The 14,216-nt window shown below is 73.0% G+C and carries 11 protein-coding genes and 1 pseudogene; 3 read left to right on the top strand and 9 right to left on the bottom strand.

Annotated features, from left to right (window positions below; translation table 11 throughout):
• Positions 1-18 precede the first annotated feature (18 nt).
• A complete protein-coding gene (locus tag GVV04_RS11260; protein ID WP_201753294.1) occupies positions 19-1,788 on the bottom strand; it encodes an ABC transporter ATP-binding protein in 1,770 nt (589 codons plus the stop codon).
• 246 nt (positions 1,789-2,034) lie between these two features.
• On the opposite strand from GVV04_RS11260, the pseudogene GVV04_RS34775 reads away from it, so the two are divergent.
• The 3 genes and pseudogenes from GVV04_RS34775 to GVV04_RS11250 all read left to right on the top strand — a co-directional run.
• Positions 2,035-2,199, top strand: a pseudogene (locus GVV04_RS34775) (helix-turn-helix domain-containing protein); the annotation flags it as partial.
• A 69-nt stretch (positions 2,200-2,268) separates the two neighbouring features.
• Entirely contained in the window at positions 2,269-3,282 is a 1,014-nt protein-coding gene (locus GVV04_RS11255; RefSeq protein WP_328822313.1) for an NB-ARC domain-containing protein, read from the top strand.
• Positions 3,283-3,366: 84 nt separating this feature from the next.
• Positions 3,367-4,194 (top strand): DUF72 domain-containing protein, encoded by an 828-nt coding sequence (locus tag GVV04_RS11250; RefSeq protein WP_201753397.1) that lies wholly within the window; start codon positions 3,367-3,369, stop codon positions 4,192-4,194.
• 78 nt (positions 4,195-4,272) lie between these two features.
• Here GVV04_RS11250 and GVV04_RS11245 read toward each other — a convergent pair whose 3' ends face one another.
• The 8 genes from GVV04_RS11245 to GVV04_RS11210 are packed head-to-tail and all read right to left on the bottom strand — an operon-like array spanning position 4,273 to position 14,183.
• Entirely contained in the window at positions 4,273-5,436 is a 1,164-nt protein-coding gene (locus GVV04_RS11245; protein WP_161687312.1) for an acyl-CoA dehydrogenase family protein, read from the bottom strand.
• On the bottom strand, positions 5,433-6,671 hold the full coding sequence (locus tag GVV04_RS11240; protein WP_328822312.1) for a CaiB/BaiF CoA transferase family protein: 1,239 nt from the start codon (positions 6,669-6,671) through the stop codon (positions 5,433-5,435). Before GVV04_RS11240 ends, GVV04_RS11245 begins: the two co-directional genes overlap by 4 nt.
• The gene (gene glpK, locus GVV04_RS11235) at positions 6,668-8,152 is read right to left on the bottom strand and encodes a glycerol kinase GlpK (RefSeq protein WP_161687310.1); all 1,485 of its coding nucleotides are present in this window, start codon (positions 8,150-8,152) and stop codon (positions 6,668-6,670) included. Before glpK ends, GVV04_RS11240 begins: the two co-directional genes overlap by 4 nt.
• The gene (locus tag GVV04_RS11230; RefSeq protein WP_161687309.1) at positions 8,149-9,804 is read right to left on the bottom strand and encodes a glycerol-3-phosphate dehydrogenase/oxidase; all 1,656 of its coding nucleotides are present in this window, start codon (positions 9,802-9,804) and stop codon (positions 8,149-8,151) included. Before GVV04_RS11230 ends, glpK begins: the two co-directional genes overlap by 4 nt.
• 52 nt (positions 9,805-9,856) lie before the next feature.
• Positions 9,857-10,876, bottom strand: a complete 1,020-nt coding sequence (locus GVV04_RS11225) for a DUF2804 domain-containing protein (RefSeq protein ID WP_161687307.1) — start codon at positions 10,874-10,876, stop codon at positions 9,857-9,859.
• A complete protein-coding gene (locus GVV04_RS11220) occupies positions 10,869-12,320 on the bottom strand; it encodes an NAD-dependent succinate-semialdehyde dehydrogenase (RefSeq protein ID WP_201753293.1) in 1,452 nt (483 codons plus the stop codon). Before GVV04_RS11220 ends, GVV04_RS11225 begins: the two co-directional genes overlap by 8 nt.
• Complete coding sequence (locus tag GVV04_RS11215) at positions 12,317-13,009, bottom strand: GntR family transcriptional regulator (RefSeq protein ID WP_161687305.1); 693 nt, start codon at positions 13,007-13,009, stop codon at positions 12,317-12,319. The genes GVV04_RS11220 and GVV04_RS11215 overlap by 4 nt, the downstream gene beginning before the upstream one ends.
• A gap of 10 nt (positions 13,010-13,019) precedes the next feature.
• Entirely contained in the window at positions 13,020-14,183 is a 1,164-nt protein-coding gene (locus GVV04_RS11210) for a mandelate racemase/muconate lactonizing enzyme family protein (RefSeq protein ID WP_161687304.1), read from the bottom strand.
• Positions 14,184-14,216 lie beyond the last annotated feature (33 nt).

Raw genomic sequence — 14,216 nt, 5'->3', positions numbered from 1 at the left:
CCTTCGTTGCGCAGTGGATCAGGAGGCGGTGGCCGTGCGTCGATCCGCGCCGGACTGCGCGTCGAGCAGCTGCGTCATCGCCAGGGTCCGGTAGAGGTCGTCGGAGTCGATCAGCTCGGCGTGGGTTCCACGGGCTCGGATCCGGCCCCCGTCGAGGAGCAGGATCTGCCGGGCCATGGTCACCGTGGAGAGTCGGTGCGCGATGATCAGCACGGTGCTGACCCGCGCCACCTCGGCGATCGCGTCCCGCAGGCTCAGCTCGTTGAGGCCGTCCAGGGCGGAGGTCGCCTCGTCCAACAGCAGCACCCGGGGGCGGCGCAACAGCGCCCTGGCGATCGCGATGCGCTGCCGCTCCCCGCCGGAGAGGTTCATCCCCCGATGCCCGACCCGGGTGTCCAGGCCATCGGGGAGGCGGCGGACGAGATCGGTCAGCCGGGTCTGTTCCATGGCCTCGGCGAGCTGGGCGGCGGAGGCGTCCGGCGCGGCGAAGAGGAGGTTCTCCCGAAGGGTCCCGGACAGCACGGGCGCGTCCTGCTCCACGTACCCCAGGTCGGCGCGCAGCCGCGGGATGGGCAGGTCACGGACGTTGCGACCGGCGAACTCCACCACACCGGAGTCCGCCTCGTGGAAGCGCTCCAGCAGCGCGAACACCGTCGACTTGCCGGCACCGGAGGGGCCGACCAGCGCGGTCATCCCGCCCGCCGGCACCTCGAAGTCCACTCCGGACAGGATGTCCGGCCCGTCGGGGGCGTACCGGAAGTGGACCGCGCGGAAGGCGACGGCGACCTCGCCGGACGGGCGGCCGCCGGGGTACCCGCCGACGGCGGCGTGCGGAACGACGTCGACGGCCTGGGCGCCTCGTCCGGCACCGGCGGGGGGCACCCGGTCGTCCGGCTCGGTGGAGAGCGCCTCGACCTCTTCGATGCGCCGCACGGCGGCCATCCCGGCCTGCAGCCCGCTGACCCCCTGCACGAGCTGGTTGATCGGTGAGTACAGGTAGAACAGGTACATCAGGAAGGCGATCAACGACGACACCGGCAGGCTGCCGTCGGCCACCCGGGCGCCGCCGACCCCGAACACGGCGAGGAAGGACAGCTGGACGACCAGTCCGGAGGCGGAACCGGCGACGGCGCTCCACCGGGCGGCGGTGATCCCCTCGTCGCGGGCCGTGTCGACCGAGTGATGCATCACCTCGGCCTCGCGCCGCTCCGCACCGTTGGCCTTGATGGTGCGCAGCGCGCCGAGAGCGCGTTCCAACTGGCCGCCGATGTCGCCGAGGGCGTCCTGGGCCCGCCGGTTCGCCGCGCCAAGGCGCGGCATGACCAGGGCGGTGGCCCCGCCGACCAACAGCATCACCGCGGCCACCACGCCGAACAGGACCGGGTCCAGGTAGGCCATGAACCCGGCCATCCCGACCAGGACGACCGTCCCGAGCACCAGGTCCACCAGGTCGTTCGTGGTCGCGTGACGGAGCAGCGTGGTGTCGGCGGTGACCCGGGAGATCAGGTCACCGGGGGGCGTGGTGTTGAGCGCGCCGACCCGCAGCCGCAGCAGCCGGGTGACCAGGCCGGACCGGACGTCACGGACGATTTCCTCAGCGGTCCGGTCGATCAGGTACCGGCCCGCGCCGGCGACGACGGCACCGGCGAGCACGATCCCGCAGAGCAGGGCGCTCAGCCCCAGGATCGGTCGCCCCGAGCCCAAGCGGTCGACGAACTCCCTGGCCAACAGCGGTGTCGCCAGGGCTGCGGCGCCGCCGGCGGAACTGACCACGGTGCCGACCAGCAAGACCGAACGATGAGGACGCACGTACCTGAGCAGTTGCCGGAAAGCCGAGGTGGCGGACGGGTTTGAGGCCATGAGGTTACGTGAGCCCCCTTCCTTAAAATCGACGGAGAGTGGCTACACTTTCTCCCGGCCCTGCGGGGAGAGCCAGATAACTAACCGTCAATAAATCATCAAGTTGGGGGCACGGCCTTGGCGGAGGACCCGAGTCGTGACGCGTCCGCGCCAGGGGCCCCGCTCGCCGGCCTCGTGCGTGCCCTACGCAGGCGGGCCCTACTTACGCAGGAAGAACTGGCCAACCTCTCCCGGTTGAGCGTGGGCACGATTCGCGGCCTCGAAACCGGCCGGATCCAGCAGCCACACACCGGAACACTTCGCAAACTGGCCGACGCGCTTACCCTCAGTGATGACGAAGCGGCGACGTTGATCTCGGAATCGCGTACGCTTCCAACACGGACCGTAACGAATCCGGTGCCGGGCCCGGTGCCGGCGCAGCTTCCGGCCAGCATCCCCTCGTTCGTCGGGCAGGCGGAGCCGATGCGGCTGCTCGACGCCGACCTGACCTCGAAAGACGGCGTGACGGTCACCCAGGCGATCGTGGGTAGCGCCGGAATCGGCAAGACGGCCCTGGCCGTTCACTGGGCCCACCGGGTGCGCCACCGGTTCCCCGACGGCCAGATCTACCTCAACCTGCGCGGGTTCGACCCGCACCAGAGCCCGTTGACGACCGGCGCAGCCCTCCACAGCCTCCTTGCGGCGTTGCACCTCCCGTCGCACCAGGTGCCGGCGGACCCGGACGTGCAGGTCGGCCTCTACCGGACCCTGATGGCTGAACGTCGGATGCTGATCCTGTTGGACAACGCCCGGGATGCCCAGCAGGTCCGTCCCCTGCTGCCGGGGTCGGCGGGTTCGCTGGTCCTGGTGACCAGCCGGGACCGGCTTTCCGGCCTGGGCACGGCCGACGGCGCCGACCTGGTGACGCTGACTCGCATGCCACCGGTCGAGGCCCGGGAACTGCTCATCCGCCGGCTCGGTGTCCGGCGGGCGGCCCCCGGCCACCCGGTGCTCGACGAGATCATCGAACACTGCGACCGGCTGCCCCTGGCGCTGGCCATCGTGGCCACCTTCGCGAACCGGCATCCCGGCACCTCGCTCGGCCACCTCGCCGTCCAGCTGCGCAACGCGCGCCGGCGGCTGGACATCCTCGCCGACAGTGATCCGACGACGAGCATCCGGTCGGTGTTCTCCTGGTCGTACGCCGCGCTCTCCCCGGACGCCGCCCGGTTGTTCCGACTGCTGGCCCGCCACCCGGAGAGCCACTTCACGGCGAGGAACGCCGCCGCGATCGCCATGGTCTCCCCGGCCAAGGTGTACCCACTCGTGTGCGAGCTCACGCGGTTGCACCTGGTCGAGGATCACCCCGACTGCTACGTACTGCCGGAGTTGCTGCGCGCCTACGGCGAGGAGCTGACCTACCCGGCGCTGCGGGCGTCGTAGGCCCGCGGTCGTGTTCGGTCGACGCCCGCCGGTAACGGCAGGCCGGGAGGGGTCGGGGTGATGCGTCTTCACGTGGGCTGCGCGATGTGGACCCACAAGGCATGGCAGGGGCGTCTGCTCGCGCACCCACTTCCGTCCCACGAGCGCCTGCGGCACTACGCCGGCTGGTGCGATGCCGTGGAGGGGAACACGACCTTCTACGCAACCCCGACCAGGGACACCGTGGCTTCGTGGGCGCAGCAGACCGACCCCGACTTCCGCTTCGTGCTGAAGCTGCCGAAGCTCATCACGCACGAACGCCGCCTCGTCGACGCCGACGGGGAGCTTCGGGTCTTCCTGGACGCGGTCGAGCCGCTCGGCCCCCGGGCCCACGCCCTCTGGGTCCAGTTGCCGGGCTCGTTCGCCCCCTCCGACGTCCCCGTGCTCGCCGGTTTTCTGCGCCGGCTCCCCCGCTCGCACCGGTACGCCGTGGAGGTCCGGCACCCCGCGTTCTTCGACGAGCCCCGCTCGGCGGCGCTCCTGGAGGAGGCGCTCGCCGTCACGGGTGCCGAGTGGATCCCGTTCGACACCACCGAGTTCTTCCGGAGCCCTCCGACCAGCGAGGCGGAACGGGAGGCGTGGACCAGGAAGCCGCGCGTGCCGTTCCGGTCGCGTGCGCTGACGGACCGGCCGATCGTCCGGTATCTCGGCCGCGACGACCCCGCACGGACCATCGAGGGCTGGCAGCGGTGGATCGACGTCGCCGTCGCGTGGCTGCGCGAGGGCCGTTCGCCGACCATCTTCGTGCACACCCCGGACAACGCCGACGCGCCCGTGCTCGCCCGCCGCCTCCACGACGACGTGCGGGCGCGCGTACCCGGGTTGGCGGCACTGCCCGATCCCCTGCCGGCCGCGCCCCTGACCCTGTTCTGACCGCGATCGCCGCCCGGCCGCTCGGGGGCGCGGCCGGACCTGGGCCTCGTGGGGCGGGGCCGGCGATCGTCGACGCCGTCAGCGGAAGGCGCTGATCCCGGTCAACGCCTGACCGACCACCAGCTTGTGCACCTCGCTGGTGCCCTCGTAGGTCAGCACCGCCTCCAGGTTGTTGGCGTGCCGCAGCACCGGGTACTCCAGGGTCACCCCGTTGGCGCCGAGGATGGTCCGGGCGGTGCGGGCGATCCCGATCGCCGTCTCGCAGCTGTTCAGCTTGGCCAGGCTGACCTGGGCCGCCGTCGCCTGTCCGGCGTCCCGCAGTCGTCCGACGTGGACCGCGAGCAGCAGGCCGTTGACCAGTCCTCGGGTCATCTCGGTCAGCTTCTCCTGGGTGAGCTGGAAACCGGCGATCGGCCGGCCGAACGCCTCCCGGCTGCCCGCGTACTCCAGCGCCGTCCGCAGGCAGTCGTAGCCGGCGCCGAGCGCGCCGAAGACGATGCCGAGCCGGGCCTCGCCGAGGCAGCTCAACGGGGCGCGCAACCCGGTCGCCCCGGGCAACTGCGCCGCGCTCGGCAGGCGGACGCCCTGCAACACCAGCGCCGAGGTGACGGAGGCGCGCAGCGAGAGCTTGTGCCCGACCGGCAGGGTGCTGACCCCGGGGGTGTCCATCGGCACCACGAAACCGCGGATGCCCTCGTCGGTACGGGCCCAGACCACCGCCACGTCGGCCACCCCGGCGTTGGTGATCCACATCTTCTCGCCGTCGAGGATCCAGTCGGCGCCGTCCCGGCGGGCGGTGGTGCGCATCGCCCCGGGGTCGGAGCCGGCATCCGGCTCGGTCAACCCGAAGCAGCCGATCGCCTCACCGGCAGCCATCGCCGGCAGCCACTGCTGGCGCTGCTCCTCGCTGCCGAAGGCGTGGATGGCGTACATCGCCAGGGAGCCCTGCACCGATACCAGGCTGCGGATCCCGGAGTCGGCCGCCTCCAGTTCGAAGCAGGCCAGCCCGTAGGAGACCGCGCCGACGCCGGCACAGCCGTAGCCTTCCAGGTGCATGCCGAGCAGCCCGAGCCGGCCGCACTCCCGGGCGATCTCCCGGGCCGGCAGCGTGCCGTCGGCGTACCACCCGGCGATGTGCGGACGGATCTGCGCGGTGGCGAACCGGCGTACGGTGTCCCGGATGTCACGCTCCTCGTCGGTGAGGAGTGTGTCGAAGGCGGCGAGTTCCAGCGGATCGGTCATCGGGTCTCCTCCAGCGGGGTGGGTGTGGTCCGGAGTGCCGGTGACGCCGGCTCCTGGGGGGTGCCGAGCCAGGCCAGCACCTGTGCGGTGTGTTCACCCAGCCGGGGTGCCGGCCGGCGGTAGGCGGGCGGGGTGTCGGCCAGCCCGATCGGGTTGGCGACCTGTCGGTCAGGCCACGCCCGGTCCGGTCGGTCGATCTCCACGACCGGGTCCAGCCCCAGCTCGGTGGCGAGGTCGAAGGCCCCGGCCAGGTCGTTGACCGGCCCGCACGGCACTCCGGCGGCGCGCAGGGCGGCGGCCAGGTCATCAGCGGTACGCAGCGCGGTCCGCTCGTTCAGCGTCGCGATCAGCGACTCGCGGTCGCGTACCCGGCCGGCGTTGCTGGCGTAGCGGGCGTCCCCGGCGGTGTCCGGGATGCCGAGCACCCGGCACAGCGCGGCGAACTGGGCGTCGGTGCCGACCGCCACCGCCAGCGGACGGTCGGCGGTGGGCAGCAGTTGGTACGGCACCACGCTCGGGTGGGCGTTGCCGAGGATGCCCGGCACCACTCCCCCCGAGACGTACCCGGACGCCTGGTTGACCAACATGGACAGCAGCGACGAGAGCAGGTTGACCTCGAGGTGCTGGCCGGCGCCGGTGACGTCACGGTGGCGCAGCGCGGCCAGGATGCCGACGGTGGCGTGCAGTCCGGTGATCACGTCGACCACCGCGACGCCGGCCTTCACCGGCTCGCCGGCCCGCGCCCCGGTGACGCTCATCAGCCCACCCATCGCCTGCGCGAGCAGGTCGTATCCGGGCAGGTCGGCGCCGGGCCCGGAACCGAAGCCGGTGATCGAGCAGTAGACCACGTCCGGGTTGCCGGCGGCGACGTCGGCGTAGCCGAGGCCGTACCGCTCCATCGTGCCGGGCCGGAAGTTCTGCACCACGACGTCCGCCCGACGGGCCAACTCCCGGGCGGCGGACAGGTCGGCCGGGTCGGTGAGATCGAGCACCACCGACCGCTTGTTGCGGTTGATCGCGAGGTAGTAGGTCGCGGTGCCGTCGGCGTCGTACGGCGGCCCCCAGGTGCGGGTGTCGTCACCCCGTCCGGGCCGCTCCACCTTGACCACGTCCGCGCCGAGGTCGGCCAGGAACATGGTGGCGTACGGCCCGGCGAGGACCCGGCTGAAGTCGGCGACCAGGATGCCGTCCAGCGCGCCGCCCATGCCGCCGGTCGCCTCGCTGTGCCCGCTCACGCCGCCCACTCCCGCACCGCCGTGACGGCCCGCCGCCACCGTACGTGGGTCGCGTCGCGGTCGGCGCCGACGCCGGTCGTGGCCGGCGCGAACTCCCGGTCCAGGTGCCACCGGTCGGTGATCTCCCCGAGGCCGGCCCAGACCCCGGTGGCGAGTCCGGCCAGGTAGGCAGCGCCGAGGGCGGTGGTGTCGGTGACGGTGGGACGGCGCACCGGCAGGCCGAGCTGGTCGGCCTGGAGCTGGCAGAGCAGGTTGTTCGCGGCGGCGCCCCCGTCGACGGTGAGGCTGGTCAACGGCCGGCCGGTGCAGCGGGCCATCGCGTCGGTGACGTCGCGCACCTGGAACGCGATCGCGTCCAGGGTGGCCCGGGCCACGTGCGCTCGGGTGCTGCCCCGGGTGAGCCCGAAGACCGCCCCCCGGGCGTACGGGTCCCAGTCCGGCGCGCCGAGCCCGGTCAGCGCCGGCACGAAGACGACCCCGCCGGAGTCGGGCACGCTGGCGGCCAGCGGCTCGATCTCGGCGGCGGCGGGAATCACGCCGAGCCCGTCGCGCAGCCACTGCACCGCCGCGCCGGTGACGAAGATCGACCCCTCCAGGGCGTACGTGGTGGGCTGGCCGTCGAGCCGCCAGCCGACCGTGGTGATCAGCCCCGCCTCCGGCGCGGGGGCGGTCGTACCGGCGTTGACCAGCACGAACGACCCGGTGCCGTAGGTGCACTTGGAGGTGCCGGGGGTGAAGCACGCCTGCCCGAAAAGGGCGGACTGCTGGTCGCCGACCAGCGCGGCCACCGGCAGGTCGAGCCCGAGGAAGGCGTCCGGGTCGGTCCGGCCGACCACCGCGTTGCTCGCGACGATCTCCGGCAGCGCCGCCCGGGGGACGCCGAACAGCTCGCACAGCTCCTCGGACCAGTCCCCGGTGGCCAGGTCGTAGAGCAGGGTCCGGGAGGCGTTGGAGGGGTCGGTGACGTGGACCCGCCCGCCGGTGAGCCGGGCGGCGAGGTAGCTGTCGACGGTGCCGACCGCGGTCCGGCCGGCGCGTACCCCGGCCCAGGTCTGCGGCTCCTCGGCGGCCAGCCAGGCCAGCTTCGTCGCGGAGAAGTACGGGTCCAGCCGCAGCCCGGTCCGGGCGGTGACCGCCGGTTCGTGCCCGGCGGCCCGCAGCCGTTCACAGAGGTCCGCCGAGCGGCGGTCCTGCCAGACGATCGCCGGCCGGGGTGCGGCCAGGGTCTGCCGGTCCCAGAGCACCACGGTCTCGCGCTGGTTGGTGATGCCGACGCAAGTGGGCCGGTGCCCGGCGGCGAGCGCCTCGGCGCTCGCCGCCCGGACCGCGTCCCAGATCTGCTCCGGGTCGTGCTCGACCCACCCGGAGCGGGGGAAGAGCTGCGGGAACTCCCGGTATCCCCGGGCCGCGACCCGGCCGTCGGTGTCGAGGACGATCGCGGTGACGCCGGTGGTGCCGGCGTCGATGGCGAGCACGGTCATCCGGCCGCCCCGACCAGGGCGGCCCGGTTCGAGCCGTTCAGGGTCCGGTACCGGCCGGCCTCCCGCTCGGCCCAGGCGTGGTCGCGACGCAGCGGGCCGGCCATCAGCGTGGCGACCTCCTCGGCGGCCTCGACGGCTCCGTCGGCGGTCTCCAGGCCGGCGTGGCTGCGGCGCAGCAGCACGTCCTCGACGGCGAGCGCGCCCTCGTGCCGGACCGCGTAGCCGACCTCGGCGCGCAGCAGGCCGCTGGCGCCGGCCACCGGGCGCAGGTCGGCCGGGTCGGCCCCGGTGAGCAGCTCGGTCACCGTCGCGCCGTGGCGCTGGAGCAGCCCCTCGACGATGCCGATGGGCAGCCCGTGCTCCCGGGCCAGGGCGCCCCGCCGGTTCCAGGTGGCCTGGAAGCCGTCCGCGCCGACCAGCGGCAGCCGGTCGGTGCAGGACCGCGGGTAGCCGCCGCCGAGCCGTTCCACCACGGCGTCGATGGCGTCGCGGGCCATCACCCGGTACGTGGTGAGCTTGCCGCCGGCGACGGCCAGGCACTGGTCGTCGATCTTCGCGACGACGTGTTCCCGGCTCAGCTTGGCGGTGTCGGCGGTGCCGGCCCGGTCCACCAGCGGGCGCAGCCCGGCGTAGACCCCGACGACGTCGGCCCGCTCCAGCGGCCGGCGCAGCCACGGGTTCACCTGGTGCAGCAGGAACGCGATGTCGTCGCCGTCGGCGGCGACCTCGTTCGGGGCGCCGGTGTACGGGGTGTCGGTGGTGCCCACCAGCACGGTCTCGCCGACCGGGATCACGAAGAGCACGCTGCGGTCGGTACGGGTGATCAGTGCCCGGTTCACCCGCAGCGCCGCCTTCGGCACCACCAGGTGCACGCCCTTGGAGGCGCGTACCCGGAGCACCTCGCGGCCGACGAGGCGCTGCACCTCGTCGGTCCAGACGCCGGAGGCGGCGAGCACCTGCCGGGCCCGTACCGTGCTCTCGGCACCGGTCAGCTCGTCGCGGACGGTGACCTCGGCCGAGCCGGGGCGGGCGGTGTAGCCGACCGCCCGGACCCGGGTGGCGATCACCGCGCCCTCCCGGGCCGCGGTGCGGGCCGCGGCGAGGGTCAGCCGGGCGTCGTCGACCTGGCCGTCGTCGTACTCGATCGCGCCGACGGCCATCTCGGTGCGGAGCGCGGGCATGGCCCGGGCCAGGCCCTGGCGGGTGAGGTGCCGGTGGAGGCGGAAGACCCGGTCGGCCCGGCCGGCGGGCAGTTGGCCCATCCCGTCGTAGAGGCTGAGGCCGGCGCCCATGTACGCCCGTTCCCAGATCCGGTGCCGGAGCGGGTAGACGAAGGGCAGCCTGCGGACCAGGTGCGGCGCGAGCCGCCCACCGAGCAGCGCGCGTTCCCGCAGCGCCTCGCGGACCAGCCCGAACTCCAGCTGCTCCAGGTAGCGCACGCCGCCGTGCAGCAGCCGGCTGGACCGGCTGGAGGTGCCCCCGCCGAGGTCACCGGCCTCGATCAGGGCGACCCGCAGACCCCGGGACGCCGCGTCCAGGGCGGCGCCGGTGCCGGTGATCCCGCCGCCGACGATGAGCAGGTCGAAGGTCCCGTTGTCCAGTGCCGTCAGGGTGGCTGCCCGTCGGGTGGCATCGATCATTCCGCTGTCCACGTGCCAGTCCTTTCCGCAGAATATAGAATCTGTCCGCTGTCAACGCGGGGTGTCACCATCGGCGCCGGACCTCCTCGGCCCAGCCGAGCAGGCCGTCCACCGGCACCCGCTCGCCCTCGTCGGTCACCACGTGCCCCGAGTAGTGCCCGAAGACCTGGTGCTCGTCGCTCTCCACCACCAGCCAGCTGCTGTGTGCGGCCCGGTCGTGGAACGGGGTGAAGGTCAGGTCGACCCGGGAACCGGCGATCCGCCACGGTGCCAGCCAGTCGTGCGAGTCGTAGAACCAGCTCAACTCCTCGCCGATCTTGTGCAGCCGGCCGTCCACCCGGATCGCGTTCTCGGTCATCCCGGTGCCCACCGTCCACTTGCCGCCGAGCTGCAACCCGATCTCCCGGCCGCCGCAGCGACCGCTGGCCGCACCCCAGTTCCAGACGATCGAGTACGGCCAGCGGCCCCGCCCGTGGTCCAGCGTGGCGTAAGCGGTGTCCGGATCGAACTCGTACGCCTGCCCGTCGGCCACCACCCGGCCCTGCGCCCGCAGGCAGTTGTCCTTGCGGGTGTACTGGAACATCCGGTCGTTCCACGGCACCACCACCCCCAGCGACTCGTGCCCCTCCGGCCGGTCCACCAGCAGGTCGACCGAGAGCTGGGCCGACCGGGCGCGCAGCCGGGTGCCGGCCGGGGTCTCGTCGAAGCCCAGCGCGATGCTGCGCCCCCGGGCACGGACCCCGCCCTCGCCCGAGGTCAGCGGCATCGGCGTGCCGAGCGGCAGCAGGGACCGTTCGGCGATCTGCACCGCCCGATCGGTGGCGAAGTCGAGGAAGAACGCCGCGTAGGTGACCCGGTAGTCGGCGTGCGAGACGTTCAGCGCGACCAGGTGGGTCGGGGTGGTCACGCACCAGTACTCGAACCGCTTGTTGCGGCCCCAGCCGCGCAGGTTGGCCCGGTGCAGCGGCTGCCGGGTCCAGCCCACCGCGTCCGGGTTGAGCCGGCCGTCGGGCAGGCACAGGTCCACCCGGCTGGTGATCTCGCGTTCGTGGGTCGGCCGACTGTCAGCCGGTTTTTCAGCCATCGAGCTCCACCGCCAGGTACTTGTAGTCGAGGTAGTGCTCCACGCCGTGGTGGCCGCCCTCGCGGCCGTACCCGCTGCCCTTGACGCCGCCGAACGGGCCCTGCGGCGGCGCGAACGTGCCGCCGTTGACCGAGACCATGCCGAACTGCAACCCCTCGGCGGTGCGGATCACCCGGCCCAGGTCCCGGCTCCAGAGGTACGCGGCCAGCCCGTACGAGGTGGCGTTGGCCCGGGCCAGCACCTCCTCGTCGGACTCGAAGGTGAGCACCGGCGCGAGCGGCCCGAAGGTCTCGTCCCGGCTGACCACCATCTCGTCGGTCACCCCGGCGAGCACGGTCGGGGTGTGGAAGCTGCCGTCGGCGTACGACCGGCCGGCCGGCCGGTCGCCGCCGGTCCGCAGCTTCGCGCCCCGGTCCAGCGCGTCGGTCACGTGGGCGGTGACCTTGTCGACGGCCGCGGCGTTGATCAGCGGCCCGATCCGGGTGCCGTCGGCGAGGCCGTTGCCGACCGGCAGCTCCGCCGTGCGGGCGGCCAGCAGCTCGGTGAACTCCTCGACCACCGAGGCGTGTACGTAGATCCGGTTCGGTGAGGTGCAGGCCTGCCCGGCGTTGTAGAACTTGGCCCGGGCCACCCCCGCCGCGGCCTTGGCCAGGTCGGCGTCGGGGAACACCAGCACCGGGGCGTGCCCGCCCAACTCCACCGACATCCGCTTGACGTCGTCGGCGCTGGCCTTGATCAGCAGCTTGCCGACCCGGGTGGAGCCGGTGAAGGAGACCTTGCGCACCTGCGGCGCGCTCATGAAGACCTCGGTCAGCTCGGCCGGCCGGGCGGTCGGCACGATGTTGACCACGCCGGCGGGCAGCCCCGCCTCGACGCACGCCTCGGCGAAAGCCAACGCGGAGAACGGGGTCAGCTCGGAGGGCTTGAGCACCACCGTGCAGCCGGCCGCCAGCGCCGGGCCGACCTTGCGGGTCACCATGGAGAGCGGGAAGTTCCACGGCGTGATCGCCGCGACCACTCCCACCGGCTCGGGCAGCAGCCAGATCCGCGAGCCGGTGGTGCTCGCCGGCACCGTCTCGCCGTACAGCCGGCGGGTCTCCTCCGCGGCCCAGAGCATGTGCTCGGCGCCGGAGAGCACCTCCACGCGGGCCTCGGCCAGCGGCTTGCCCTGCTCACGGGTCATGATCCGGGCGATCTCGTCGGCCCGCCGGGTCAGCGCCGCGGCGACCGCGCGCAGCTTGTCGGCGCGCTGCGGCGCGGGCAGCGCCCGCCAACCGGGCAGCGCCCGCGCGGCGGCGTCGACCGCCGCCCGCGCCTCGGCCGCACCGGCGTCGGCGACCGTGCCGAACACGGCGCCGGTGGCCGGGTCTCGTACCTCGAACAGCCCGCCATCGGCCGGCCCACACCAGGTGCCGTCGATGTACGCGCGTCCTGACTCACTCACTGGGATCTCCTGTCGGCGGCCGTCGGCCGCTGTCCGTTCTGGTGTTGCAGTCCCTGTAGAAGGGCTTCCATGGCGGCGTGCTCGTGTTCCCGGATGAGCCGCGCGGCCAGCTCGAAGTCGTGGGCCACCACGGCGTCGCGGATCGCCACGTGTTCGTCGTGGGACTCCGGGAGCCGCCAGGAGGCGAACCGGAACCCGCGCCTGGCGCTCGAGGTACGTGTCCAAAGGGAGCTGAGCATCCGGTGGATCACCGTGGTCTGCGGAGTGTCCGACAGCAGCGCGTGGAACCGTCGATTCAGGAGGGAGAACGCGTCCACGTCCTGCTCGGCGACCACCGGCTCGCACTCGCGCAGCACCGCGTCGATCTCGGCGAGCCGCTGCTCGGGGTAGTACGGGCCGGCCAGCTCGACGGCGAGCCCGCCGAGGCTGGCCCGGATGCCGTATATCTCCTGGATGTTGTCCAGCCCGACGGTCGCCACCACCGCGCCCACGTGCGGACGCAGCACCAGCCACTCGTCGGCGACCAGCGACTTGATCGCCTCGCGCACCGGGGTCTCGCTGATGCGCAACGCCTCGGCCACCACCCGGGCGGTGATCCGACTACCGGGTGGCGCTTCGCCCGACATGATCATCCGCTTGATGTGGCTGATCGCGATGTCGGACTTCATCTGGAAGGTATCGGTGGTCACCGGTCGCCCCTCACACTCGCTGCACGGTCAGCTCGTCGATCGCCGCCCGGTCCAGTGTGACGCCGAGGCCGGGGCCCGCCGGCAGCCGTACGGCGCCGGTGGTCGGGTCCGGCAGCAGTGGCTCGGCCAGCATCACGTGGAAGACCTCCGGCACGATGACCGGCGGATCGTACGGGTACTCCAGCCAGTCGCAGGCCTCCAGGGAGGCACAGAGCTGGAGGTTGCCGGCGACGCCCAGCCCGGTCGCCCACGCGTGCGGGATGATCCGCCGATGCCGCGCGGCGACCATCGCGCCGAACTGCCGCAGGGCATGGATCTCCTCGCTCTCGTTGGCGTCGGGCTGGTAGATGTCGAAGCAGTCATCTTCCAGCAACCGGGTCAGTTCGGCGATGCCCCGGTTGTGCTCGCCACCGGCGATCGGCACCGGCGATGCGGCGGTCAGCGCCCGCTGCGCGCGGTAGTCGTGCCGGGGCAGTGGCTCCTCCAGCCAGGCGACCCCCAGGTCGGCCAGTTCCCGGGCGGTGGTCAGGGCCCGGTCCAGGGACCAGATCAGCCGGCTGCCGTCGGGGGAGTAACGCCACCGGGCCGCGCCCTGGTTGGCGTCCACCATCAACGCGATGTCGGGGCCGACCGCCTCGCGCACCGCCTCGACCTGGCGCACGTCCTCGGCCACGGTGGCCGAGTGGACCCGCAGCTTGACGCCTCGGAAGCCGGCGGCCACCGCCGCGAGCGCGTCGTCGACCCGCTGGGCGGGATCGCGGACCTCGCCGAAGCTGGCGTACGCCCGCACCTCGTTCTTGACGCCGCCCCAGAGTTGGTAGAGGGGGCGGCCGCAGGCCTTGCCGACCGCGTCCCACACCGCGACCCCGACCACCCACGGACGGGGGAAGAAGTACTGCGCCACGTAACGCAACCGGTTGGCGATGTGCTCGGTGGCGAACAGGTCGTGCCCGACCAGTAGCGGTCGGATGACGTCGCGAATGGTTGCCAGCAGCAGCGGTCCGGATCCGTGCCCCATGTCGCCGCCGGCCACCCCGATCAGACCTGCGTCGGTCTCCACCTCGACCACCACCGCCGCCATGGCCCGGTGCTTGCCCTCCGGCGCCCAGGACGGCACGAACGGCCTCGGGTACGGGATCTCGATCAGTGAGGCACGGACATCCCGAATCCTCATGCTTCCGGCCACCTTCCTGGTGCGACAGCGGGC

Source organism: Micromonospora rubida (assembly GCF_009908295.1).
Taxonomy (GTDB): Bacteria; Actinomycetota; Actinomycetes; order Mycobacteriales; family Micromonosporaceae; genus Micromonospora; species Micromonospora rubida.
Note: the sequence above shows the minus strand (reverse complement) of the source record. Positions and strands in the feature narration are given on the sequence as shown.